The sequence below is a fragment of the Streptomyces sp. Xyl84 genome (genome assembly GCF_059731885.1).
On sequence record NZ_AP029183.1, the window covers coordinates 707,279 to 732,614 of the forward strand.

18 protein-coding genes are annotated in these 25,336 nt (G+C 74.2%); 15 read left to right on the plus strand and 3 right to left on the minus strand.

What is annotated here, in order from left to right:
* Nucleotides 1-23 precede the first annotated feature (23 nt).
* From AC6I72_RS34860 to AC6I72_RS34870, 3 genes are all read right to left on the minus strand, one after another.
* The gene (locus tag AC6I72_RS34860) at nucleotides 24-1,733 is read right to left on the minus strand and encodes a carbohydrate-binding module family 20 domain-containing protein (protein WP_498005463.1); all 1,710 of its coding nucleotides are present in this window, start codon (nucleotides 1,731-1,733) and stop codon (nucleotides 24-26) included.
* 400 nt (nucleotides 1,734-2,133) lie between these two features.
* On the minus strand, nucleotides 2,134-3,111 hold the full coding sequence (gene rfbB, locus AC6I72_RS34865; protein ID WP_498005464.1) for a dTDP-glucose 4,6-dehydratase: 978 nt from the start codon (nucleotides 3,109-3,111) through the stop codon (nucleotides 2,134-2,136).
* Entirely contained in the window at nucleotides 3,108-4,175 is a 1,068-nt protein-coding gene (locus AC6I72_RS34870) for a glucose-1-phosphate thymidylyltransferase (protein ID WP_498006439.1), read from the minus strand. The genes rfbB and AC6I72_RS34870 overlap by 4 nt, the downstream gene beginning before the upstream one ends.
* A gap of 247 nt (nucleotides 4,176-4,422) precedes the next feature.
* Between AC6I72_RS34870 and AC6I72_RS34875 the strand changes: the two genes are divergently transcribed.
* The 15 genes from AC6I72_RS34875 to AC6I72_RS34945 all read left to right on the plus strand — a co-directional run bounded on the left by AC6I72_RS34875 (nucleotide 4,423) and on the right by AC6I72_RS34945 (nucleotide 25,309).
* On the plus strand, nucleotides 4,423-5,715 hold the full coding sequence (locus AC6I72_RS34875; protein WP_498005465.1) for an aspartate aminotransferase family protein: 1,293 nt from the start codon (nucleotides 4,423-4,425) through the stop codon (nucleotides 5,713-5,715).
* The gene (locus AC6I72_RS34880; protein WP_498005466.1) at nucleotides 5,712-6,803 is read left to right on the plus strand and encodes an ABC transporter ATP-binding protein; all 1,092 of its coding nucleotides are present in this window, start codon (nucleotides 5,712-5,714) and stop codon (nucleotides 6,801-6,803) included. Before AC6I72_RS34875 ends, AC6I72_RS34880 begins: the two co-directional genes overlap by 4 nt.
* Nucleotides 6,800-7,729: an ABC transporter permease gene (locus AC6I72_RS34885; protein ID WP_498005467.1), complete on the plus strand. Its 930-nt coding sequence runs from the start codon at nucleotides 6,800-6,802 to the stop codon at nucleotides 7,727-7,729. The genes AC6I72_RS34880 and AC6I72_RS34885 overlap by 4 nt, the downstream gene beginning before the upstream one ends.
* Nucleotides 7,726-8,526 carry an ABC transporter permease gene (locus AC6I72_RS34890; RefSeq protein WP_498005468.1) on the plus strand — a complete coding sequence of 267 codons (801 nt, stop codon included), beginning with the start codon at nucleotides 7,726-7,728 and terminating at the stop codon, nucleotides 8,524-8,526. The genes AC6I72_RS34885 and AC6I72_RS34890 overlap by 4 nt, the downstream gene beginning before the upstream one ends.
* The gene (locus tag AC6I72_RS34895; protein WP_498005469.1) at nucleotides 8,523-10,130 is read left to right on the plus strand and encodes a hypothetical protein; all 1,608 of its coding nucleotides are present in this window, start codon (nucleotides 8,523-8,525) and stop codon (nucleotides 10,128-10,130) included. The genes AC6I72_RS34890 and AC6I72_RS34895 overlap by 4 nt, the downstream gene beginning before the upstream one ends.
* Nucleotides 10,127-12,259: a glycosyltransferase gene (locus AC6I72_RS34900; protein WP_498005470.1), complete on the plus strand. Its 2,133-nt coding sequence runs from the start codon at nucleotides 10,127-10,129 to the stop codon at nucleotides 12,257-12,259. The genes AC6I72_RS34895 and AC6I72_RS34900 overlap by 4 nt, the downstream gene beginning before the upstream one ends.
* On the plus strand, nucleotides 12,252-13,397 hold the full coding sequence (locus AC6I72_RS34905; RefSeq protein ID WP_498005471.1) for a sugar phosphate nucleotidyltransferase: 1,146 nt from the start codon (nucleotides 12,252-12,254) through the stop codon (nucleotides 13,395-13,397). The genes AC6I72_RS34900 and AC6I72_RS34905 overlap by 8 nt, the downstream gene beginning before the upstream one ends.
* A complete protein-coding gene (locus AC6I72_RS34910) occupies nucleotides 13,394-14,347 on the plus strand; it encodes a carbohydrate kinase family protein (protein WP_498005472.1) in 954 nt (317 codons plus the stop codon). The genes AC6I72_RS34905 and AC6I72_RS34910 overlap by 4 nt, the downstream gene beginning before the upstream one ends.
* A gap of 116 nt (nucleotides 14,348-14,463) precedes the next feature.
* Complete coding sequence (locus tag AC6I72_RS34915; RefSeq protein ID WP_498005473.1) at nucleotides 14,464-17,778, plus strand: Cof-type HAD-IIB family hydrolase; 3,315 nt, start codon at nucleotides 14,464-14,466, stop codon at nucleotides 17,776-17,778.
* Nucleotides 17,775-19,874 (plus strand): 4-alpha-glucanotransferase, encoded by a 2,100-nt coding sequence (gene malQ, locus AC6I72_RS34920; protein ID WP_498005474.1) that lies wholly within the window; start codon nucleotides 17,775-17,777, stop codon nucleotides 19,872-19,874. The genes AC6I72_RS34915 and malQ overlap by 4 nt, the downstream gene beginning before the upstream one ends.
* Nucleotides 19,875-19,882: 8 nt before the next feature.
* Entirely contained in the window at nucleotides 19,883-21,127 is a 1,245-nt protein-coding gene (locus AC6I72_RS34925) for a sedoheptulose 7-phosphate cyclase (RefSeq protein ID WP_498005475.1), read from the plus strand.
* Nucleotides 21,120-21,548: a cupin domain-containing protein gene (locus AC6I72_RS34930; RefSeq protein ID WP_498005476.1), complete on the plus strand. Its 429-nt coding sequence runs from the start codon at nucleotides 21,120-21,122 to the stop codon at nucleotides 21,546-21,548. The genes AC6I72_RS34925 and AC6I72_RS34930 overlap by 8 nt, the downstream gene beginning before the upstream one ends.
* Nucleotides 21,538-22,572 (plus strand): ROK family protein, encoded by a 1,035-nt coding sequence (locus AC6I72_RS34935; RefSeq protein WP_498005477.1) that lies wholly within the window; start codon nucleotides 21,538-21,540, stop codon nucleotides 22,570-22,572. The genes AC6I72_RS34930 and AC6I72_RS34935 overlap by 11 nt, the downstream gene beginning before the upstream one ends.
* A complete protein-coding gene (locus AC6I72_RS34940; protein ID WP_498005478.1) occupies nucleotides 22,569-23,681 on the plus strand; it encodes an SDR family oxidoreductase in 1,113 nt (370 codons plus the stop codon). Before AC6I72_RS34935 ends, AC6I72_RS34940 begins: the two co-directional genes overlap by 4 nt.
* A gap of 128 nt (nucleotides 23,682-23,809) precedes the next feature.
* Complete coding sequence (locus tag AC6I72_RS34945) at nucleotides 23,810-25,309, plus strand: GMC family oxidoreductase (protein ID WP_498005479.1); 1,500 nt, start codon at nucleotides 23,810-23,812, stop codon at nucleotides 25,307-25,309.
* Nucleotides 25,310-25,336: the final 27 nt, after the last annotated feature.

The window sequence follows — 25,336 nt, forward strand, 5'->3', positions numbered from 1 at the left end:
GGCGGCTTCCTGCTGTACGGCGGTCAGCCGCGCCAGGTGTCGTTCAGGGCGAGCAGGCCGCCGGTGCCGACGGTGGCGGTGCGGTTGGCGCCGCTCTCCCAGGTGACGTTGCCGCTCGCGTCCTTGCGGATGTACTTGTACTGGAAGGCCGTGCCCGCGGGCAGGGGGACGTCCAGCTTCCACACGGGGTAGCTCGCGGGGTCCAGCTTCAGGGCGTTCGCGGTGTTCCAGCTGCCGAGGGCGGCGTTGTCTCCGGTGACGTAGATGTTCTGGCCCCACTGGGTGGTGGCGTTGACCTGGAAGGAGGCCCCGGTGGCGGTGCTGCCGCCGTCACCGGGGCCGTTGCCGGAGCCGCCGCAGGTCTTCGCGCCGACGTGCAGGGCGAGCGCGGAGTTCGCGCCGAGCGTGGCGGTGAACTGTCCGGAGGAGTTCACGGTGACGCCCTTGCCGCTCTGCACGTCGCAGTAGTCGCCGGCCGGCAGGGAGGTCTGGAAGGTGCGGGTCAGCGCGGAGCCCTCGTGGTTGATGGCGACGTACGCCTTGTCACCGCGGCCGAAGGCGATCTGGTTGCCGCCGTTGTCCCACCAGTTGGTCACCGCGGTCCCGGCGGCGGTGTTGCGGAGCTTGACCATGCTCGCGATCTCGCGCCAGGCGTGCTCGCACTTCCAGCCGCCGGTGTAACAGGCGTCGACCTGCCCGTTGTTCGGGCCGCCGGCGTCCTTGTCGCTGAACTCGTAGCCGGAGTGGACGTCGGGCGACCCGTAGGGCCAGGCCAGCATGAAGACGTGCGCGAGGGTGTAGTTGGCGCCGTCCTTGTAGGTGAGGGTGCCGCCGTTGCGCTCGGTGTCGTGGTTGGTGACGAACACGGAGGCCTTGTCGGAGCGGACCAGGCCCCAGTCCTCGCCGAAGTTCTTCAGCTCCGAGAGCTTCTCGTTGTTGAAGACGCGCTTGAGGTCGTAGGCGTAGTTGAACTCCTGGACGTCGCCGGTGCCGTAGTACTCGGGCGGCTGCACCGCCTCGCCGGCCGCGCCGATCGTCTCCTGCTTCCAGTAGACGCCGGGGGAGGTCAGCCGGGACTTGATGTCGGCGAGGTCGTCCTCGGGGATGTGCTTGGCCGCGTCGATGCGGAAGCCGTCGACGCCGAGGGAGAGCAGGTCGTTCATGTACCCGGCGATGGTCTTGCGGACGTACTCCTCACCGGTGTCGAGGTCGGGCAGGCCGCCCATCTCGCAGTGCTGGACGTTCCAGCGGTCCGCGTAATTGGTGACCGGCGAGGTGCAGTCGTCCATGTCGGCGGCGGAGTACGTGCCCGGGTAGTCGTACTTGCTGAAGGGCGATCCCGCGGTGCCGGTGCCGGAGGCGTTGGCCATGTGGTTGATCACGGTGTCCGCGACCACCTTCACGCCGGCGGCGTGGCAGGTGTCGACCATGCTCCTGAACGCGGCGCGGTCGCCGAGCTTGGTGCCGATCTTGTAGCTGACCGGCTGGTACGCCGTCCACCAGGAACTTCCCTGGATGTGCTCGTTCGGCGGGGAGACCTGAACGTATCCGTACCCGTCGGGGCCCAGCTCGTCCGTGCAGGCTTTGGCGACGGAGGCGAAGTTCCACTCGAACATCACCGCGGTGACGTCCTTGCCGCCCGGCGCCGCGGCCTGGGCGGGCGTGGGTGCCGTGACGGCCACAGCGGCTCCCGCCAGGGCGGCGAGTGCAGCGGCCACGGTCTTTCTGGCCATGGTTTCTCCAGTTCGTGGGGTGGGGTGATACCGGAGCAGCAGCCTCGAGTGGCAACGCGCCGTGCCGGAGAAGGCCGTGTGACTCTTGCCGCCGATGTTTCTTGCTGCAAGAGATTGCGGCCGAGAACGTACGGCGCCGCATTACCGTGGGTCAACCCCTCCCGCGGAAAACACCGTTCATCAGGCGATCGACGCCCGTAGAACGCCGCAAGACCTTTCGCAAAAATTTCAACGGTGCTACGTTCGTCGAACTCCGGCCCCCGGTCGGGGGGTTGGTCCGCCGGTCAGCCGCCGGGTCACCCCCACGCGCCCGGCCGGCCGGCCGGAGTACCCCAGTCCCCCCACCCCTCCCTCCTTCGGCTTCTGTCTCCCCCTCTCCCCCGTTCTTCCCCGGTCCTGATCAGGACGAGGTCAGCAACGGCTCCCACCACGAGCGGTGGGCGCGGTACCAGTCCACCGTCCCGGTCAGCGCGGCGTCGAAGCCGACGCGGGGCCGGTAGCCGAGTTCCGCGGTGATCCGCCCGTGGTCGACGGCGTACCGGCGGTCGTGCCCCGGGCGGTCGGTGACGTGCGTGATGCGGTCGGGGCCCGCGCCGCACCGTTCGAGCAGGCGGTGCGCGAGGTCCAGGTTGGTCAGCGCGGTGCCGCCGCCGATGTTGTAGACGCGGCCGGGCCGGCCGCCCGTGCGCACCAGTTCCACCGCGTGCACGTGGTCGTCCACGTGCAGCCAGTCGCGCACCTGCGCGCCGTCGCCGTACACCGGCAGGTTCCCGCCGGTCAGCAGCGCGGTCACGAAGCGCGGGATGACCTTCTCGGGGTGCTGGTAGGGACCGAAGTTGTTGGTGCAGCGGGTCACCCGGACGTCGAGGCCGTGGGTGTGGTGGTGGGCGAGCGCGATGAGGTCGGCCGCGGCCTTGGAGGCCGCGTAGGGCGAGCTGGGCCGCAGCGGGTCGTCCTCCAGGGCGGCGCCCTCGGGAAGCGAGCCGTAGACCTCGTCGGTGGAGATCTGCACGAAGGTGCGCACGCCGTGCCGCAGGGCGGCGTCGAGGAGGGTCTGGGTGCCGACGACGTTGGTGCGGGTGAAGCCGGAGCCGTCCTCGATCGAGCGGTCCACGTGGGACTCGGCCGCGAAGTGCACGATGTCGTCGTGCCCGGCGGCCAGCTTCCGCACGGTCGCCGGGTCGCACACGTCGCCCTCGACGAAGGTGAGCCGGCCGTCCCCGCGGACCGCGTCGAGGCGGGTGAGGCTGCCGGCGTAGGTGAGTTTGTCGAGCACGGTCACCTCGACGCCGGGCGGGCCTGCCGGGCCGAGCAGTGTGCGGACGTAGGCGGAGCCGATGAAGCCGGCTCCTCCGGTGACGAGAACGCGGGATGTCATGAGTACAACTGCACCTTGCTGTGGTCGCCGATGACGAGACGGTGGGCCTGCGGGAGCCGGGGCGCCGCGGCCACGGTCGCCTCGCGGCCGATGAGTGACTGCTCGATCCGGGCGGCGCCCTCCACACACGCGCCCCGCAGGAGCACGGAGTAGCCGATCGCGCTGTCCTCGATCCGGCAGTCCTCGGCGATGGCGGTGTAGGGGCCGACGCTGGAGTTGCTGACGACGGCTCCCGCCCCGATCACCACGGGGCCGACGATACGCGACCCCCTGACGACGGCCCCCTCCTCGACACGGACCCGGCCCACCAGCACGCTGTGCGGGTCGACCTTGCCGTCGACGCGGCCCTCGATCCGGTCCAGGACGTGCCGGTTGGCCTCCAGCATGTCGTCGACGCTGCCGGTGTCGCGCCAGGGCCGGGTCGTCGTCTCGGCGCGCACGGCCAGGCCCCGGTCGATCATCCACTGCACCGCGTGGGTGATCTCCAGCTCGCCGCGGCCGGAGGGCCGGATGGCGCGCACCGCGTCGTGCACGGCCGGGGAGAAGGCGTAGACGCCGATGAGCGCCAGGTCGCTGGCCGGGTGCTCGGGTTTCTCCTCCAGGCGCCGGACCAGCCCGTCGGCGCCGACCTCGGCGACGCCGAAGGCGCTCGGGTCGGGCACCGGGGTGAGCAGCAGCCGTGCGGCGTCGCTGCCCTCCGCGGCGCGGCGCACGAAGCCGCTGACACCGTCCTCCAGGTAGTTGTCCCCGAGGTAGAGCAGGAAGTCGTCGGCGCCGAGGAAGTCCCGGGCGAGCAGCACCGCGTGCGCGAGGCCGAGCGGTGCCGGCTGGTGCAGGTAGGTCACCCGCACGCCGAACGCCGCCCCGTCACCGAGCACCTGGCGGATGTCGTCGGCGTGGCCGCCGACCACGACACCCACCTCCTCGATTCCCGCCTCGGCGATGGCCTGCAGGGCGTAGGCGAGGACGGGTTTGTTGGCGATGGGCAGGAGCTGTTTGGCGCGTGTGTGGGTGAAGGGCCGCAGTCTGCTGCCTGTGCCGCCCGCCAGGACCAGGGCTTTCACACCGGCCACCGGTGTCGCGCAAGGGGCTGGGTCTGTGGTCTCACGGATCTCTCCTCGAACGCGGGTCGCGGTGTCACCGGCTGAGCTGTTCCCGACTCAAGCAGAGGTGTGCCGAGCAGCGCAAGACGCTTCTGAAATTTTCAGCAACTCCTTGCAGAGGGCGCGTCTTTGGTGTTTGACTCGCCACCGGCATCGCCCAACGGCGCGGCGCAGCGCGCAGTTCGCACACATGAGTTGGGGGCAGTACGTGACAGGTCGGCACCAGCGGGAACGGCTGGAGCGGGAGGCCGGGCATCTGGCACCGGGCGCCTCGGAGGAGGCGGCCGTGGGGCGCCGGGTGTTCGCCGAGGGGCGCGGCCCCGTCCTCACCGATCTCGACGGCAACCAGTACCTGGACTTCGCGGCGGGCACCCTGACCCAGTCGCTGGGCCACGGGCACCCCGAGGTCGTCCGGGCGCTCACCGAACAGGCGGGCCGGCTGTGGAACGTGCACGACTCGGCCACACCCGAGCGGGCCGCGCTCCTGGACCTGCTGGCCCGGCTGCTGCCCGAACAGCTGAACACCTATGCGCTGTTCTCCACCGGCGCCGAGGTCGTCGAGGCCGCGCTGCGCGTGGTGCAGGCGACCGCGCCGCCCGGCCGCAACCGGATCGGCGCGCTGCGCGGCGGCTTCCACGGCAAGACCATGGGCGCCCGCATGCTCGTCCACTGGGACGTCGGCCACCAGGCGTTCGCCGGCAACTCCGTGCTCGGGTACTCGGCCTACTGCTACCGCTGTCCGCTGGAACTCACCTACCCCTCGTGCGGGGTGCGGTGCGCCTCGCTGGTGCGCCGGCACATCGCCGAGAAGCCGAACGTCTCCGCGCTGGTCTTCGAGCCGGTGCTCGGCGCCGCCGGCGTGGTCGTGCCGCCGCCGGGCTACTGGGAGCAGATCGCGGAGGCGTGCCGCTCCCACGGGGTGCTGCTCGTCGCCGACGAGGTGCTGACCGGCGGCGGCCGCACGGGAACGTTCCTGGCCAGCGAGCAGTTCGGCGTCGAACCCGACCTGGTGACCCTGTCCAAGGGGATGGCCAGCGGGTTCCCGTTCGCCGTGCTGGCCGGGCGCTCGGAGCTGCTGCGCCATCCGGCGGCGGCCGGGGCGGGGGCGTACGCCTCGACGTACGCGGGCAACCCGCTGGGCATCGCCGCCGCCCGCGCCACCCTGGAGGTCGTCGAACGCGACCGGCTGATCGAGCGGGTACGGGTCCTCGGGGAACTGCTGCGCGAGCGGCTGGCGGCGCTGCACGCGCGGTTCGACAACCTCGGTGACGTGCGCGGCATCGGACTGCTGTACGGACTGGAGTTCGTCACCGACCGGGCGAGCCGCACCCCCGCGCCCGACCTGGCCCGCGCGGTGTACGCCACCGCGCTCGACCTCGGCCTGCGGGTCGCCCTCGGCGGGCACATCCTGCGGCTGGCACCGCCGTTCACCCTGGACGAGCCGCTGCTCGACGAGGGCGTGCGCCTGCTCGAACAGGCCATGGAGCGGGTGCTGTCGTGATCGTCGCGGAGAATCTCGTCAAGGAGTTCCGGATCCCCGAACGCAGGTCCGGACTGGCCGGCAGCCTGTCCACGCTGCTGACCCGCAGGCACCGCGTCGTGCGCGCGGTCGACGACGTGTCCTTCACCGTCCCGGCCGGCACGAAGACGGCGTACATCGGCGCCAACGGGGCCGGCAAGTCCACCACGATCAAGATGCTCACCGGCATCATGACGCCCACCAGCGGGCGCTGCCTGGTCGGCGGCATCGAGCCGTACCGGCACCGGCAGCTCAACGCGCGCGGCATCGGCGTCGTCTTCGGCCAGCGCAGCCAGCTGTGGTGGGACCTGTCCGTGCCGGACTCCTTCCGCATCCTGCGCCGGATCTACGACATCCCCGACGCGGTCTACCACCGCAACCTCGGCCTGTACCGGGAACTCCTGGACATCGACGCCCTCGGCGGCACACCCGTGCGCCAGCTCAGCCTGGGCCAGCGGATGCGCGCCGAGATCGCGGCGAGCCTGCTGCACGACCCGGCGGTGGTGTTCTGGGACGAGCCGACCATCGGCCTGGACATGGTCCTCAAGGACGCGGTGCGCCACCTGGTCAACCACGTCCACCGGGAGCTGGGCACCACGGTCGTGCTCACCAGCCACGACATCACCGACATCGCCGCGATCTGCGACAGCGCGCTGGTCGTGGACCGCGGGCGGGTGGTGCACCAGGGCAGCATCCGGGACCTGCTGCGCGGCGCCGACCGGCGCTCGGTCGTGTTCGACCACCGCGGCGGCCCCGCCCCCGCGGCGGCCTGCGCGGACATCGAGCGGGGACTGCCGGGGGTGACGGCCTCGCCCGGCGAGGACGGCCGGATCCGCGTGGAGTACCCGGTGGAGCGCTTCACCTCGCGGCAGGTGCTGGGTTTCCTCCTGGACCGCTTCGACCTGGCGGACTGCTACGCGCCCGAACCGGACCTGGAGGACGTGCTCCGCGAGATCTACGGCGGCGGACGGCGGGAGGCGGTCCCGGCCGGCGTCCCCGGCACGGACCGCGTCCCGCGCACGGACTCCGTCCCGGGCGGGGGCGTCGGGGAGGACGGTGGTCCGGCATGACCGGCTCGGCACCCGCTTCCGCGTCCGGCCACGGACCCGGGCACACCCCCGCATCCGCACACACCCCGGCGTCCGGCCGCGCGCCCCGCCCCGGGAAGGTCCGCGGCCCCGGCCCACTGGGACGCGTCCGCCCCTACCTCTCCTTCGCCACCGGCGGCCTGCAGTCCCTGCTCCAGTACCGCTCGACGTTCGTCATGACCGGGGTCACCGCCGCGGCCGGCGCCGCCGTCACCGTCTTCCTGTGGCGGGCGGTGTACGCGGACGCCCCGCCCGGCGGCGGTCCGGGCGGCTTCACCGCCGAGGGCATCACCACCTACCTGCTGATGGCCCAGGTCCTCCAGGTGCTGCACGCCAACCGGGTGGACGACGAGGTCGCCGCCGAGGTGTACCGCGGTGACGTCGCGGTCATGCTGGTGCGGCCGGTCAGCTACCCCGTGGTGCGGTTCTTCGCCTCTCTGCCGGTCGTCGCGGCCAACGCCGTGCTGGTCGGGGTGCCGGTGCTCGTCCTGTTCGCCCTGCTGGTGCCGCTGACCGTGCCCCGGCCGGCGGACGTGCCGCTGTTCCTGGTGTCGGCCGCGCTCTCCGTCCTCCTCGCCTTCTTCGTGAACCTGCTGACCGGGATGACCGGCTTCCTCACCACCAACACCTGGGGGGTGCGGATGGTGAAGCAGAGCGTGGTGGCCTTCTTCGCCGGTCAGCTGGTGCCGATCGCGCTCATGCCGGGCCCGCTCGCGGCGCTCGCCTCCGCGCTGCCCTTCCGCGGCATGGTCGACGCCCCGCTGACCCTGCTGCTCGGCCGCTACGACGGCTGGACGGGCGCGGCGGACGTGCTCGGCCGGCAACTGGGCTGGGTGGCCGCCCTGACGGTGCTCACCACCGTGCTGTGGCGGGCCTCGCTGAGCCGGCTGGAGGTGCTCGGCGGATGACCCGGACGGTGTGGCGCCACGTGCGCCTGGCGTTCTTCCTCGGCGGTGTCGGGCTGCACCGGCTGACCGCGTACCGGATGGACTTCGCCCTGGGGGCGGGTGCGTTCCTGGTGCGGGTCGGACTCCAGACGGCTGTGGTGGGCCTGGTCTTCCGCCAGGTCCCGGCGGTGGGCGGCTGGACCTACCACGAGGTGCTGTTCCTGCTCGGCTTCTCGCTGCTGCCGCGCGGCCTGGACCACCTCTTCACCGACCAGCTGTGGGAACTGGGCCGCAAGCTCGTGCAGCGCGGCGAGTTCTACCGCTATCTGATCCGCCCGGTGAACCCGCTCTTCTCGCTGCTGTCGGAGCGCTTCTTCCACCCCGACGGCCTGGGCGAACTGATCGTCGGCGCCGCCCTGGTGGGCTGGACCGGCAGCGAACTGGACCTGCACCTGACGCCGTTGCAGTGGGCCGTGGCGCCGCTGCTCGTGCTGTGCGGGGCGCTCATCCACACCGCGGTGAAGCTGTTCTTCGCCTCGCTGTCCTTCTGGACCGTGACCAGCCTGCCGTCGATGTACGCGGCGAGCCAGGTGTCCGAGTTCGCCGCCTACCCGCTGGACATCTACCACTCCTCGCTGCGTGCCCTGCTGACCTGGGTACTGCCCTTCGCCTTCACCTCCTACGTGCCGTGCGTCTACCTGCTGACCGGCGCCACGGGACTGGTGGTGTGGCTGCCGGTGGTGACGGCGGGAGCCCTGGCCGTCGCCCTGGCCGTCTGGCGGCGCGGCGTCAACGCCTACGAGATGACCGGGAGTTGAGCGAGTTGAGCGAGTTGAGCGAGTCGAACGAGTCGAGCGAGCCGAGTGAGGCGAGCGTGCTGGTGCCGGGTGACGCGCAGCTCGGGGAGCTGCTGCGCGACGCCCCGTGGATGTCCCACGACGCCCGCGCCGCCGACCGCTTCGAGCGGCTCGACCACGCGGTGCTGGGCCCGCACGACCTGCTGCTCGTGGTGGCCGCCGTGGGCGGCCCGGCGTCCGGGCAGCGGTTCTTCGTCCCGGTACGGACCGCAGGGCCGGACGGCGGACCCGGAGACGGGGGCGGGGACGGGGACGCCACCGCCGGGCTCGCGGCCGTGCGCCGGGTGCTGGCCGGGACACCGCTGCGCACCGCCCGCGGCGGGGTCCTGGAGTTCCGGCGGGCGCCCGGCCTCCCGGCCGGCGAGGTGCGGCGGCTGCCGTTCGACCAGGGCTGGTCCTCCAACGCCCTGTCGCTGGTGGAGATCGGCGGCCTCGCCCACATCCACAAGACCTACCGGCGGCTGGACGAGACCGTCCGCGAACCCGGGCTGCTGCGGCTGATGAGCGGCACCGGGCACACCCCCGAGTGGGCCGGCGACTACACGTACACCGACCCGGTGCGCGGCACCCTGCACCCGCTGGGCATCCTGTACCGCCACGCGCCGGGCCGGGGCATCGACGTACCGCTGCGGGAGAACCTTCGCTCCCTGTGGCCGCGGCTGACCGGGCGGGAGGCGGCACCGGAAGGGCTCGTCCGGGCCCACCTGCGCCCCCTGGAGGAGAACCTGCGCGCCGCCGGCGGTTTCCTGCGCGCCTTCCACCGGGACCTGTCGGCGCTCCTGGGCGCGCCCTCGGCCGGCTATCCGGTGGGCGAGGCGCTGGAGCGTGCCGCGCGCCGGCTGGCCGGCCTGGCGGGCGCCGCGCAGCACCCGGCCGGAGACTTTGGGGACGGGCCGCCCCTGCCGTCCGCCGCCCGCCGTGCCGCCTTCGCCGCCCTGGAGCGCGAAGTGGCCCTGCTGGGCGAGGAGTTCGCCGGGGCGGACACGGCGCCGGGCGCCGGACCGTGCCACGGCGACCTGCACCTGTCGCACCTGCTGTGCGGTGAGCAGGACACCGACGGCGCCCCCTGGCGGATGAGCGTCATCGACCTGTCCACGCCCGCCGTGTCGCCCGACGACCCCGCCTACGCCGCCCAGTCGCCGCTCCAGGACCTCGTCGCCGTCCAGCGCGCGCTGGAGTACTTCACGGCCGACGAGGCCGCCTTCGAGAGCGCCCGCCGGCTCGGCATCGACTCCACCCTGACCATGTACGCCTCCCTGGAGGTCTCCGGCGAAGCGTCCCCGGACGGTGCCCACGGTCTGCCGCCCGGCGGACGGGCCGTGGTGGACGCCGTGTTCCGCACCGCCGACACCTGGCGCGCACACGTGCTGCGCCTGCTGCTCGGCCCCGCCCCCGACAGCCCGCTGCGGCGCCTGCTCTACCTGCGCCGCCTGCTGCACGAGCTGGGCTACAACCACGACCACGCCCGCCCCTACCACGCAGCGATCGACCTGCGCCACGCGCTCGCGCTGGCGCCGGACACCGCCCCGACGACACCCGCCCCGACGACACCCGCGAGGACATGACCGTCGTGAACGCGCCCCGGCCGCCCCGCACCTCCCCCGCGCCCCGGATGCACGTCATCGAGACGTACTTCGAGTGCTGCGGCTTCGACCACACCTTCCTGCAGGGCGGCACCTCCGTCTACCTGTGGAACCTCTCCAGGACCTTCGCCGCCCGCGGCCACCGGGTCTCCATCGTGACCCCGGCGCACGGCCGCCTCGACGACCTGCGCCGCCGCTACGACGTGGAGGACCTGCCCTACGACGACACCTACACACTGCCGGTGGCCCTGGACACCCGGGTGTGGCGCGACTTCCCGTCCGAGGTGCGGCTGCCGCTGCGCACCACCGCCCACCGCATCCGGCTCGACGGCGTGGACCTGTACTTCCTGTCCAACGAGTACCTGGACCGGCTGCCGGACACCTTCTACCCGCCCTACTCCGCCAAGGGACGGGACCTGGTCTTCTTCAAGCCGCTGGTGTTCCAGGTGGACTGCGTGCGGTTCCTGCGCGCCTGGTTCGGCCAGGAACGGGCGATCGTGCACGCGCACGAGCCGTACTACCACCACCTGCTGCCGGCCGCGCTGCGCGCGGACCCCACCAAGCTGGTCGTCAGCAACGTGCAGAGCAACATGCCGATCGCGAAGAAGGTGTACGCGCCCGAGGTGGAGCGGCTCTTCGAGCTGCTCGGCGTGGACGTGAAGCTGCCCGGACCGGACCCCGAGCCGGACGTGCCCGCCGCCGTCGTCCAGTACCAGCAGCTCACCCACCTGCACTACACCTACCCGCAGGACCACGTGGCGCTCTACGAGCTGACCGCCGAGCACGCCGACCTGATCGACTTCCTCTCCCCCGGCCAGCTCGACTTCTACGCCTCCTTCCGGGACACCCCCTTCGAGGCGCTGTTCCGGCGGCTGCCGATCGCCGACGTGGTGCGGCGCAACGCGCACAAGATGTTCGTCGGCGGCTGCGCGATCTCCGACCAGTGGCTGGCCTGGGACCCGGCCGGGGTCGACCGGGCCGAGGTGCTCGGCGGCCTGGGCCTGGATGCGGCGCTGCCCACGTTCTTCCACAACGCCCGCTACGCCGTCCACCACAAGGGCCAGGTCGAGCTGGTGCGGGCCGTGGACCGGGTGCTCGGCGAGGGCCTGGCGGCCAACTTCGTCATCCGCTGCATCTCCGGCGCCGGCATCGACGACCCGTACTTCCACGAGGTCGCCGCCCGGCACGCGGGCCGGCTGCACCTGGAGTGGGAGCGGGTGCCGGAGGAGCGGGTGTTCGCGTACGCCGCCGCCTCGGACTTCGCGCTCTTCCCGTCCAAGTTCGAGATGGACACCTTCCTCATCGCGCAGGGCGAGGCGATGGCCACCGGAGCGGTGCCCATCGCCACCGACCAGCGCGGCATGGAGCACTTCCGGCACGCCGACGGGCCTGACACCACCACCGGTTTCGCGGTCAACCGGTCCTTCGCGGAGGACGACGACCTGCTGGTCGCCGCGCTCGCCGACCGCATCCGCCAGGCGGCGGCGCTGTGGTCGACGGAGCCGGAGCGCTACCGGGAGCTGTCGCGGCGGGCCTCGGCAGTCGCCCGGGTCTTCACCTGGGACCACTGCGCCGACCTGCACCTGGCCGCGTTCACGGATCTGTGGGAGGGCCGGCCGCCGGCCCTGTCCCCCGGACTCGCCCTGAAGCACGGCTGGTTCGACCTGCTCCCCGACGACCTGGGGTACGACCGGCAGGCCGCCGCCGACGCCGCCGTGGACCACGGCGACCTCGACGCCTACGCGCGCCACGCCCCGCTCGACGCGGACGCCGCCCGCCTGATCTTCCGCGCCGCCTGGCTGCGGGCCGACTTCACCGCCTGCGAGCGGGTCCTCGCCCGCGTCCCCGGCGCCGTGCCGCCCGCGGAGGTGACCGCGCTGCGCGAGCGCCGGCGGGTGAGCGGCACCCGTCTGGAGTACCGGCTGCCGCACGCCGAACGGGTGGAAGTGGTCGGCGCGCGGCGGGGCTCGGACCGGGCCCTGCCCGAGGTGACCACCCTGGAGCGCACCGCACCGGGCGTCTTCACGGGCCAGGCACCGGCCGACGGCGCCCAGCTCCTGCTCACCCTCTCCTCCGGCCGCGTCACCTGGGACGAGGTGCGTCATGTCTGATCCCCGGGCCCATGACCCGCGCGGAGCCGGTCTGCGCGGCGTGCGCGCGGTGCTGCTGGCCGGCGGCGAGGGCCGGCGCATGGGACCGCTGGGCACCGGCCGGCTCAAGCCGCTGGTCCCCTTCGGCGGCGCCTGCCGGCTCATCGACTTCAGCCTGGCCAACGCCCGCGCCTCGGGCCTGCCGGAGGTGCTGCTGCTGTCGCAGTACGAGGAGCGGCTGCTGATGGACGACCTGCACCGGGTGTGGAACGCCCGGCCGGGCTTCCGGGTGCACTTCGGGCCCTACGACAGCGCCTACCGGGCCGCCCCCGCCGGCGGCCTGCCCGGTGGACTGCCCGCCCGGACCTGGCCGTTGGAGCGCGGCACCGCTGACGCGCTGATCCGCAAGGCGGAGTACGTCTTCACCGAGGGCACCGAGCACGTCCTGGTGCTGCACGCCGACCACGTCTACCGCTACGACTACGGTCCGCTGGTCGCCGCGCACCGGGCGTCCGGGGCCGCGCTGACCGTCGCCTACCAGCGCATCGACCCGCGCTGGGTGCACCTGTTCGGCATGGTCGGCTTCGACGGCCGCGGCCGGCTCACCGAGTTCGTGGAGAAGCCGGAGAACCCCACCTCCGACCTGGTCTTCGCGGCGTTCTGCGTGTTCGACGCGGCCGTGCTGCGCCGCTACCTGACCGCGCTGGACGGCACCGGCTGGCAGCACGACATCAGCCGGGACGTGATCCCCGCGATGCTCGCGGCCGGGGAGCACATCCGCGGGCACGAGGTGCGCGGCCACTGGGAGGACATCGGCACCGTGGAGCGCTACCACCGGGCGCACCTGGCGCTGGCCGCCGGTCCGCGCGCGCCGCTGCCGGTGACCGAGATGCCGCTGACCGTCCGCCCCGCGACCGCCCGGCACTGGGTGGCCGAGGCCGCCGGTGTGCGTGCCTGCCTGGTCCCGGCCGACCTGGTCAACGCCGGTCTGGTCGAGGACAGCGTGCTGTTCCCTGGCGTGCGGATCGGCGCGGGGGCGCGGGTGCGGCGCAGTGTGCTGCTGCCCGGTGCCGTGGTGGCGCCGGGCGCGGACATCGACGGGGCGGTCGTCCTGGAGGACGGCCACGTCCAGCAAGTCACCGAAGGAGTGAGGGCATGACCGTCTCGGGACAGGCCGCGGACGAGCGGCGTACGAGCGACTACGACGTGCTGGTGGTCGGCGGCGTGGGCGTGGACACCATCGTGCGGGTCGACGAACTGCGGGTGCCGCCGGGCGACTCGGTGTTCGTGGAGCCGCTGCGGGACTACGTGGGGCACACCGGCAACGGGGTGGCGCTGGGCTGGCACACGCTCGGCCTGCGGACCAAGTTCATCGACTTCCTCGGCGACGATCCGCAGGGCCGCATGGTGCTCGACCACTACGCGCGCCACGGCCTGGACTTCAGCCACGTCGTCTCCCCGCACGGCACCCCGCGCGCGGCCAACCTCGTCGACCCGCAGGGGCGGCGGTTCTCCTTCTACGACGGCCGGCACCCCGCCGGGCTGAGGCTGCCGCGCGACTTCTACCTGCCGTTCCTGGAGCGCTCCGCGCACGTCCACCTGTCGATCATCGGCCACAACCAGGACATGTACGAGGACATCCACCGCCTGGGCGTGACCAGTTCGACGGACCTGCACGACTGGGACGGGCGCAATCCGCACCACCGTACCTACGCCCTCGCCTCCGACTACGTGTTCCTGAGCGCGGCGGCGGTCCACGACCGGCTGGAGGCGGTGCTGCGCTCGGTCGTCGAGGAGGGCCGGGCGCGGTTCGTCGTCGCCACGGACGGCGCCGACGGCTGCCACCTGCTGGTGCGCGGCGAGGACCGGGTGCGGCACTTCCCGGCGGTGCGTCCGGAGCGGCCGGTGGTGGACACCAACGGCGCGGGCGACGCGTTCGTCACGGCGTTCCTGCACACCCTCTTCGAGGGGCGTGAGCTGGAGGAGTGTGTGCTGGCGGGCTCGGTGGCCGGCGCGTTCGTGTGCGGCAGCGTGGGCACCCACACCGAGTTCATCGACCTGCCGGAGCTGCGCGCCGCCGGTGCGCGCGCCGCCGCGGCACTGGGATGAGGCGGGCGCGCATGCACGGGACACGGACACCCGGCACACAGCGTCCGACCGGGACACGGACACCCGAGGAGCGGCGTACGGACGGTACACGGACGCACGACGCGCCCGCGGACGCGATGCACATCATCCACTTCGCCTTCGAGTGCGGCGGGTTCGACAACCGGCTCATGCGGGGCGGGCTGTCGCCGCTGGTGTGGAACCTCTCGCGCGAGTACGCGGCGCGCGGCCACCGGGTCTCGCTGGTCACGCCCGCCCACGGGCTGCTCGGCGCGCTGCGCCGCGACCACGCGATCGAGGAACTCGACTACGTCCACGAGCACCGGGTGCCGCTCGTCCTGGACCCGAAGGTGTGGCCCGGCCACCCCTCGGAGATCACCCTGGACCTGACCACGCGGGCGCACCGGCTGCGGCTGGAGGGCGTGGACGTCTACTTCCTGTCCGACGCCTTCCTGGACCTGCTGCCGGACCGGCTGTACCCGCCGCCGGGCACCGAGGGCCGGGACCTGGCCCACTTCAAACCGCTGGTCTTCCAGGTGGCCGGGGCCCACTTCGTCCGCCGCCGTCTCGGCGGCGGCCCGGCGGTGGTGCACGGTTTCGAGCCGTACTACCACTACCTGCTGCCGCCGCTGTTCGCCGGTGACCCGCTGCTGCGCACCGTGAGCACGGTCGCGGCGAACGCGCCGGTGACGCAGAAGGTGTACCGGCCGCAGGTGGAGCGGCTGCTCGCGCTGTTCGGCGTGGAGGCGGACCTGGACGCGCCGGACGCGCGGCCGCCCGCCGAGGACAGTGCGGAGGCGACCATGGCGCGGGCCCTGGCCGGGACCCGCATGCACGTCGAGTACGGTCCCGACCACGTCTCCTTCCTGCCGCTGATCATGGCCCACGCCGATCTGGTCGACTTCGTCTCGCCGGGCCAGCGCGACCACTGTGCCACCTTCCGCGACACGCCTTTCGAGAGCCTGTTCGCGACGCTGCCGCTGGCGCGGATGGTGCGCGAGCGGGCGGACAAGCTGCTCATGGGCGGCTGCGGGATATCCGACAGCTGGCTGGCCCGCGATCCGGGCGCCGTCGACCGGGCGGCGGTCCTGCGCTCGCTGGGCCTCGACCCGGCGCGCCCGGTCTTCTACCACGCCGCCCGGTACGCGGTGCACCACAAGGGCCAGCTGGAGCTGATGCGCGCGGTCGAGGAGGTCCTGGCGGCCGATCCGGAGGTGAGCTTCGTCCTGCGGTTCGCCACCGGCGGGGGCGGGGCGGCGGCGCCCGATCCGGCGAACGCCCACTTCCAGGCCGTCGCCGACCGGTATCCGGACCGGGTCCACCTGGACTGGCGGCTGGCCGGCGAGGACACCCTGTTCGAGCAGGCCGCCTGCGCGGACTTCTGCGTCTTCCCCTCCAAGTACGAACTCGACGGGTTCCTCATCGCCCAGGCCGAGGCCATGGCGTGCGGGGCGGTGCCGCTGGCCACCGCGCAGACCGTCACCGCCCACTTCGGGCACGCCCTGCCGCCCGGGGACCCGGCGTCGACGGGGTTCGCGCTGCCGGGCTCCTTCCGCGACGACGACCCGGCGCTGGCCGGTGCGCTCACCGCGCGCATACGCGAGGCCGCCGCGCTGTGGCGCACGGACCGCGACGCGTACGCCCGCCTGTCCGAGCGGGCCCGCGCCACCGCGCGGTCCTTCACCTGGCGGCACAGCGCCGACCTGCGGCTGGCGGCCTTCGCGGAGCTGCTGGCCGGCCGCCGCAGGCCGTACCCGGTCCAGGACGCCGTACGGTACGGCTGGTTCGACGCGCTGCCCGCCGCCGCCTGGACGGAGCACCGGGCGCTGGTGGCCCGGTCGGCGGCGGCGCTCGGCGACGTGGACGCGTACGGGCGGTGCGCGCCGCTCGACGAGGCGGCCTGCGAGCGGCTGTTCGCCGCCGCGTACGCGCGGGCGGACTTCGTCCGGTGCGCGCGGGTGGCGCGGGCGGCGGGCCGTCAGGACTGGGCGGCGCGGCTGCGCGGGCGGTGCCGGACCCGGCAGGACGCGGCGGGCCGCTGGCACGTCACGTACACGCATCCGGGCGCGCGCCACGTCGACGTGGCGGTCACCGGCACGGTGCGGGCCTCGGACCTGGAGTCCCGTGCCGAGGCCGCCGCCTCCGACGAGGCGGTACCGGCGGGCAGCGGGGTCGTCCTGGCCCCGCTGGCCCCGGCCGGGGACGGTGTCTTCCGGGGAACCCTGGACGGACCGCCCGTCGGCCGGCACCTGCTCGTCATGCTCACCCTCGCCTCGGGCCGGGTCACCTGGGACAGCATCGAGGTGGCCGCCACGGCCGGCGGACCGGAGGAGACCGCCGAGGTGACCTCCGAGGGCGCCTCGGGCGCCGAGGGCTCCGAGGGCTCCGAGGGCTCCGAGACGACCGTCCGGGGGGCCGCGTCCGCCGGGGGACCGGCCGGCGCGGCCCGGCCGCCGTTCCGGCTCGTGGCCACCGACCTCGACGGCACGCTGCTGCGCGACGACCTCACGGTGTCCGCGCGGACGCTGCGCGCCCTGGCGCGCGTGCGGGAGGCGGGGGCGCGGCACCTGGTGGTCACCGGCAGGCCCGCCACGGCCTGCAAGCAGTACCTGGCCGCGCTCGGCTACCGCGGCCTCGCCGTGTGCGGGCAGGGCGCGCAGCTCTACGACGCCGGCGCCGACCGGCTGCTGACCTCGGCCTCGCTCGACCTGGACCTGGCGCGCAGTGTGGTCGAGCGGGTGGAGGCCGCGCTCGGGACGCTGGAGCTGGGCGTGGTGACGGCGCCGCCGGAGAGCCGGTTCAAGGTGACCCCGCGGTTCGGGGAGCGGGTGCGGCACGGCTGGGACGTGACCACCGACCGCGGGCTGCTGTGGACCGACCCGATCGACAAGCTGGTCCTGCACCATCCGGACGTCCCGGAGGACGAACTGGAGTCCGAGGCCCGGCGGTTGTGCGGGGACGAGGTCACCGTGGTGCACTCGGTGCGCGGCATGGTGGAGGTGCTGCCGCCGGGCACCACCAAGGGCGCCGGGGTGGCGCGGGCGGCGGAGCTGCTGGGGCTCACCGCCGCCGAGACGGTCGCCTTCGGCGACATGCCCAACGACATCCCCCTGCTGGCCTGGGCCGGGCACGGGGTGGCCGTGGGCAACGCCCACCCGGCCCTGCGGGCGATGGCCGACGAGATCGCCCCGGCCAACGACGAGGACGGCGTCGCCGTCGTCCTGGAACGCCTCTTCGGCTCGGCGCAGGAGACCGGTGGCATCGGTGGGACTCGTGACGTCGGTGCAACCGCTGACGTCCGTGAGGCCCGTGACGTCGGGGCGATCGGTGACGGCGGTGCGACCGGTGACGGCGGTGCGACCGGTGACGGCGGTGCGACCGGCGGGGCCGGGGAGTCGCCGCGTCCGCGCCCGGTGCCGGAGCGTGGCGCATGAGTGAGGCCCTGCGCGAACTGGCCCGTGCCCACGGGATCTCCACCGCGTACACCACCGACCGGGGCCGGCGGGTCGCCGTGTCGCCGGACACGCTGGTGGCCGTGCTCGCCGCCTGCGGGGTGGACGCCTCGACGGACTCGGCGGCCGGTGCCGCGCTGGCCGCCCACCGCTCGCGCGCCGCGGCCCGGCTGCTGCCCGACTGCGTCGTGCTGCGCGGCGCGGACGCGGCCCGGCCCGCGCTGCCCGAAGGGGCGGTGGCCGAGGTGGAGCTGGAGGACGGCGGCGGCCGGGCCGGCCTGTCCGGCCCGCTGCCGATCGGCCGGCACACCCTGCACGTGAGCGTGCGCGGACGCGACGCGTCGACGCCGCTGCTGGTCGTGCCCGAGCGGCTGCCCGTGCCCGAGGGCCGCCACTGGGGGTTCCTCGTCCAGTTGTACTCGGTGCTCTCGCGCCGTTCCTGGGGCATGGGCGACCTCGGTGACCTCGCGGAACTGGCGTCCTGGTCGGGCCGGTCCCTGGGCGCGGACTTCGTCCAGCTCGGCCCGCTGCACGCCGTCGAGCCCGGACCGCTGCCCGACCCGTCGCCCTACCGCCCCGGCACCCGCCGCTTCCCCGACCCGATGCACGTACGGGTGGAGGCGGTACCGGAGTACGCGTACCTCACCGGCGAGGCCCACCGCCGCGCCCGGCGGTGCGCCGAGCGGGCGCGGACGCTGAACGAGGCCGTGCTGCGCGGTGACGCGCTCATCGACCGGGAGACCGTACGGTCGCTCAAGCACGAGGCGCTGCGCGCCGTGCACGAGGTGCCGCTGACGCCCGGCCGGGCCGCCGCGTTCGCCGCGTTCACCGCGCGCGAGGGCCGTGACCTGACGGACTTCGCCACCTGGTGCGCGCTGGCCCAGGTGCACGGCGGTGCCTGGCGGTCCTGGCCGGCCGGCCTGCGCGACCCGCGCTCGCCCGCCGTGGCCCGCGCCCGCGAGGAACTGGCCGCCGAGGTGGACTTCCACCGCTGGCTGGCGTGGATCACGGACGAGCAGCTCGCCGCCGCGCAGAGCGCGGCGACCGGCGCGGGCATGGGCATCGGGCTCATCCACGACCTCGCGGTCGGGGTGGCCCCGGAGGGCGCCGACACCTGGGCGCTGGCGGACTGCCTGGCCGCCGGGATGAGCGTCGGCGCACCGCCGGACGACTTCAACCCGCACGGCCAGGACTGGGGGCAGCCGCCGTGGCGCCCCGACGGGCTCGCGGCGACCGGCTGGCTGCCGGCCGCACGGCTGCTGCGCGCGGGTCTGCGGCACGCGGGCGCGCTGCGCATCGACCATGTGATGGGGCTGTTCCGGCTGTGGTGGGTTCCCGAGGGCCGCCCGCCGTCGGAGGGGACGTACGTCCGCTACGACGCCGAGGCGATGCTGGGCACGGTCATGCTGGAGGCGCACCGGGCCGGGGCCTCGGTGATCGGCGAGGACCTGGGCACGGTGGAGGCCGGCGTACGGGAGTTCCTGCACGCGCGCGGCGTCCTCGGCACGTCCGTGCAGCGGTTCGAGTACCTCGGGGGTTCCGAGGGGCGGCACGGACCGCTGCCGCCCGAGCGGTGGCGCGCCGACTGCCTGGCCACGCTCACCACGCACGACCTGCCGACCACGGCCGCCTGGCTGAGCGGCGAGCACGTCGACCTCCGCTCCCGGCTGGGCCTGCTGACCCGCCCGGAGGCCGAGGAGAAGGCCGAGGCCGCCGCCGAGCGCGACGGCTGGCTGGCGGAGCTGGAGCGGCTCGGGCTGCTGCCGGACCCGGAGGGCGACGTCGTCGCGCTCCACCGGTTCCTGTGCCGCACCCCGGCCCGGCTGCTCGGCGTGTGGCTGCCGGACGCCACCGGTGACCTGCGCCCGCAGAACATCCCCGGCACGTCGTCGGTGCACCCCAACTGGCGGCTGCCCGTCAGCGACGACCGGGGCCGCCCCGTCCCGCTGGAGGAGCTTCCCGGCCGGCCCCTCGTGCCGGCCCTGACCCGGGTGTTCGCGGCCCTCGGTCAGCGTGACGCGGAATCCCGCGAGACATGTGAACCCAGTAATACGTGTGAGAAGACCGAGGAAGACTGAGGAGACAGATGTCAGGCCAGGTTCTTGACCGGGTCGGCCAGCCGCTCGCGGGGGTCCGCGAGGACGCCGGCGGCTTCGATCTGAGGGCACCGGACGGCACCCGTTACCGGGTCGACCTCGCCGGTGGAGTGCTCGATGCGGACAACACCCTGCTCGCCGACGCCGTCGACGGCCGCCGTGTGGTGGCCTACGTCAGCCCGGCCGTCGACCGGCTCTACGGCGCCCGGATACGCGCCTACCTGGACCGTCATGTGCGGCCGGGCCAGTGGACCCTGCACGTCCTGCCCACCGGCGAGCACCGCAAGACGCTCGCCTCGGTGGAGCAGGTGTGTGCCGTCGCCAAGGCGGACGGCCTCGACCGGCACGGGGTGATGCTCGCGGTCGGCGGCGGCATCGTCGCGGACGTCGTCGGTTTCGCCGCGTCCATCTACGCGCGCGGGATCCGCTACATCAAGGTCAACACCACCCTCGTCGGCCAGGTCGACGTGGGTGTGGGCGTCAAGACCGGTGTCAACGCGCTGCACACGAAGAACATGTTCGGCGCCTACCACCCGGCGCACGCCTCCCTGAACGACCCCGCCTTCCTGGCGACGCTGCCGTCCCGGGAGATCCGCTGCGGCCTCGCGGAGATCGTGAAGATGGCCGTGATCCTCGACGAGGACCTCTTCCGGACGCTGGAGCGGCACCCGGACGTGTTCCGCGGGCAGGCCGGCGAAAGCGGCGCGGACCGTCCGCACGGCGAGCTGGAGGAGTACGTCCTGCGCACGTCGATGCGGCTGATGATGGAGGAGCTGTGCCCGAACCTGCGCGAGCACGACCTCGCCCGGCTCGTCGACTTCGGCCACACCTTCAGCCCCGTCGTGGAGACGGCGGGCGAGCACCGGCTCCGGCACGGTGAGGCCGTCGCCGTCGACATGGCGCTGTCCGCGCACGTGGCGAGGCTGCTGGGCCTCGCGGACGAGGAGACCTGCGAGCGGATCGTCCAGCTGCTGCGCCGGATCGGGCTGCCGGTGTTCGACCCGCGGACGTGCACGCCGGAGCTGATGACGCAGGCGCTGCGGGCGTCCTGGCAGCGGCGGGGCCGCAAGCTGCACCTGGTGGTGCCGACCGGGATCGGCAAGGCCGCGTTCGTGGAGGAACTGGAGGACGTGCCCGGGGACGTGCTGGTGGCCGCGCTCGGCGCGCTGGCCGAGGACGCGGGCACGCCGGACACCGGGCGCGAGGGCGCGGAAGGGGAGCGGCGCGATGCCTGACGAGAACGTGGTCAATCTGCGGGAGCTGCTGACGGGCAAGGAGCGTGACCACGACGGCGTCGGCACGATCCTCGCCCACCGCCTCTTCGCCCGCCGGTCCGGCTCGCCCGGCGCGGAGTTCATCGACCTCGCGGTGCTGCCGCCGGGCACCTCGATCGGCCGGCACCGGCACGGCGCGGACCGGGAGACGTACGTGGTGCTCGACGGCGGCGGGCTCATGTACCGGGACGGCACGGAGTTCCGGGTGGGCCCCGGCGACGTCGTCGTCAACGAGCCGTACGGGGAGCACGGCCTGCGCAACGACTCCGGCCACGAGGACCTGCGGCTGCTCGTCTTCGAGGTGGCGGCGGGCGAGGAGCGGGGCGACGGGCCCGGCGGGGCGGCGCACGGAGAAGGGGCGGACGGGGCCCATGACGCGTGACGACAACACCTTCACCGTGCTCGACGTGGGCGGCACGACGCTGCGGATCGGCGCCTACGACCCGGCGACGGGCGTGCTGTCCCGGGTGCGCCGGATGCCGGTCGAGGGCATGCACCGCGACCCCGGCGCGCCCGTGCCGGTGCTCCAGCGGCGGGTGGTGGACCAGATCGTGCGGGAGGTCGGCGCGCACACCGGCGGGCGTGTCCCCCGGGCGCTCGGGGTGGCCTTCGCCGGTCCCATCACGGCGGGCGGCCTCGTCCTGGCCGCCCCGACGGTCTGGGGCAGGCGCGGCGACCCGCTGCCCCTGGGCGACCTGCTCACCGAACGGACCGGGGCACCGGCGGTCGTCGTCAACGACCTGACGGCGGCGGCCTGGCGGTACGCGGCCACCGAACCGGGCGACTTCTGTCTGCTGACCGTCAGTTCGGGCATCGGCAACAAGGTGTTCCGCGGTGGTGAGGTCCTCGTCGACGCCGACGGCCACGGCGGGGAGCTGGGCCACTGGGTGTGCGACGTCTCCGCGGACGCGCCGCCGTGCGACTGCGGGGGGCGCGGTCACCTCGGCGCGATCGCCTCGGGCCGGGGCGTGCTGGCCGCCACGCGGCGGGCCGCCGCCGCCGATCCGGCCGGGTTCGGCCGCTCGCGGCTCGCCGAGCTGTGCGGCGGCCGGGCCGAGGACATCGACAACCGGGCGACGGCCCGCGCGGTCCGCGAGGGCGACGCCTTCGCCACCGAGGTGCTGCGCGGCACGCTCACCCACCTCGCCCAGGCGATCTCGGCGGTGTTCACGTCGATCGGGGTGTGCCGCTACATCCTGATGGGCGGCTTCGCGCTGGCCGTCGGCGAGCCCTACCGGCGGCTCCTGGTGGGCGAGTTGACCCGGCTCGGCTGCTTCGGCCTGGACGCGGGCCAGGTCGACGCGATGGTGTCGCTGGGAGTGGCCGACGACGACCACGGGCTGATCGGCGCGGGCCGCCTGCTGACCGAGCGCACGCCGGTCCCCTCCTCGCAGGGGGCACCGTGAACGGCCTCGCGGGGGGCACCGCCAACCGCCCCGCGAGGGGCACCGCCGACGGTCACCTGGCGCCGGGCACCGCGAGCGTCCCAGTCCCGGGCACCGCGAGCGTCCGCGCGCCGGGCGCCGCGGGCGCGGCGCGCACGCTCGTGGTGGGCAGCGGGCTGATCGGCTCCGCCCTCGCCCGTCGGCTGGTCCCCTCCGGTGAGGCGGTGACGCTCGCCTCGCGCCGCCGCCCCGTCCCGGCTCCGGAGTCGTACGGGGCGCGCTGGGAGGCGCTGGACGCCACCGACCGGCGGTCCTGCGGCCGGCTCCTGGCCCGGGTCCGCCCCGACCGCGTGGTCCTGGTGCACGGCCCCTCCGACGCCACCTGGTGCGAGGAACACCCCGAGCAGGCGCGGGCCGCGCACGTCGCCGTGGCGGAGAACTTCGCCGCCCTGGCCCGGGACGCGCGGATCGTGCTGATCTCCAGCGACAACGTCTTCGACGGCACGTCGGCGCACAACACCGAGAGCACGCCCGTGAGCCCGGCCAACGCCTACGGCCGGGCCAAGCTCGCGGCCGAGCAGGCGCTGCTGTCCGGGTCCCCGGGCGCCGTCGCGCTCCGCGTCAGCCTGGTCTACGGTCACGAGGGCGCCGACGCGGGCAAGTGGCTCAACTTCTTCGCCGTCTGCGCCCACCGGCTGCTGCGCGGCGAGCGCGTGGAGGCCCCCGACGACCACTGGACGACGCCGGTGGTCCTGCCCGACGTGGCCGAGGTGACGGCGGCCCTGCTGCGCACCGCGGACCCGCTGCCCGCGGTGCTGCACCTGGGCGGCCCGGACCGGGTCACCCGTGCGGAGTGGGCGGCGGTGATCGCCGGGGCCCTGGGAGCACCGCCCGGCCTGGTCGTCCCGGTGCCCCGGGCCCGTACGCGCTACGCCTCCCGCCCGGCGAACGCCTGCCTCACCAGTGAGGTGCTGCCCGCGCTGCCGGCCACGGAGAAGATCACCGTGCGGGGCGTGGCGGAGGGGGCCCGGCTGCTGGCGCCCGCCTTCACCGGCAGCCGCACGGGTCCGGACACGGACACGGAAGCGAACACGGGAGCGGGCACGGACAGGGGCCCTGTGCGGTCGTAGCACCCGCGTTCCCGTCCGGCCGAAGGCTCCCGCGGTCACCGCGCAGGCGCCGCGGGCCCTTCGTCCAGCCCTTCACCCCGCCGTTCACCCCGCGGTTCACCCGACGACGACACCTCATGGGAGCAGCCATGGCAAGCTCATCGATCCCCTCCGGCTACGACGTCGTCATCCTCGGCGGCGGCGTGGCGGGCTGCGTGCTGGCGGCCCGGCTCAGCGAGGACCCCGGCCGCTCGGTCTGTCTCGTGGAGGCGGGCCCGGACTACGGTCCCCGGGAGCGGGACTGGCCTGAGAAGGTGCGCAACGCGCGCGCCCTTCCCCGCGACGACGTGTGGGAACGGCACACCGCCTTCTACCGCATCCGCGCCCGCGTGCTGGGCGGCTCCTCGTGCATCAACGGCTGCTGGAACACGTGGGGTTCACCGGCCGACCACGCCGAGTGGGTCCGCGCGGGCGGCGAGCGCTGGTCGGTCCCGGCGATGGACCCGTACCGGCGCAGGGCGGTGGAGCGGATGGGGCTGCGCGCGGTCCCGGACCGCGAACTGTCCGCGTGGAGCGAGGGCGCCCTCGATGCGGCCCGCCGGCTCGGTTACGCCGAGGTCGACATGGGCTCCGCCGAGGGCGGCCCCGGCCGCGGCCGGCCCCTGCTGAACGCCGTGGACGGCCTGCGCCGCAACGCGGCCTTCGCCTACCTGGACCCGGCGACGCGGGCCCGGCCCAACCTGACGGTGCTCAGCGGCGCCCTGGTGGACCGGCTGACCGTGCGCGGCGGCCGGGTGCACGGCGTGCGGGTGCACACGGACGGCGGGCCCGCGACGCTGACGGCCGGTACGTACGTACTGGCGGCCGGCACCTTCGGCTCGCCCGCCGTGCTGCTGCGCAGCGGCCTGGGCCCGGCCGCGCACCTGGCGGAGAACGGCATCCGCTGCGAGGCGGACCTGCCCGGGGTCGGCGCGAACCTGTCCGACCAGCCCGGGGTGTTCCTGCCGCTGTCCCCGACGGCCGCGCTGAACGCGGCGCTGGCCGCCAAGGAGGCCGCCGGGGAACTCTATGTGAGCCGGATGCTGGTCAGGGCGGCGAGCGAGCGCTGCCCCGAGGGGGCGTGGGACCTGCACCTGCTGCCCACGGCGGGGCCGCCGCTGTTCGGGAAGCTGCCGCCGGGCGAGTACGAGGCCGGGGTGTCCGCCTTCCTCCTGAAGCCGGTCTCCCGCGGCCGGGTCCGGCTGCGTTCGGCCGATCCCGCTGATCCGCCCGAGATCGACCCGGCGTTCCTGACCGACCCGGACGGCCACGATGTCGCCGTGCTCCGCTCGGGGCTGGAGAAGGCGGCGGAACTGGCCGCCGCCCTCGGTTCCCTGGCCGGGCCGCCCGCCGGCGGCGGCGTGCCGGCGCGTGAACTGTCCGACGCGGACCTGCGCGAGCGGGTGGGCACCTACTGGCATCCCGTGGGGACCTGCGCCATGGGGCCGCAGGACGACCCGCTGGCCGTGGTCGACGGCGAGGGGCGGGTGCGGGGCGTGGCGGACCTGCGGATCGCCGACGCCTCCGTGCTGCCGACGGTGCCCGCCGCGAACACGCAGCTGCCGGTGCTCGCCGCCGCCGAGATGCTCGCCGACGCCCTGAGCGCCTGACCCGTCCCGGCGACCACCGCTCCCCCT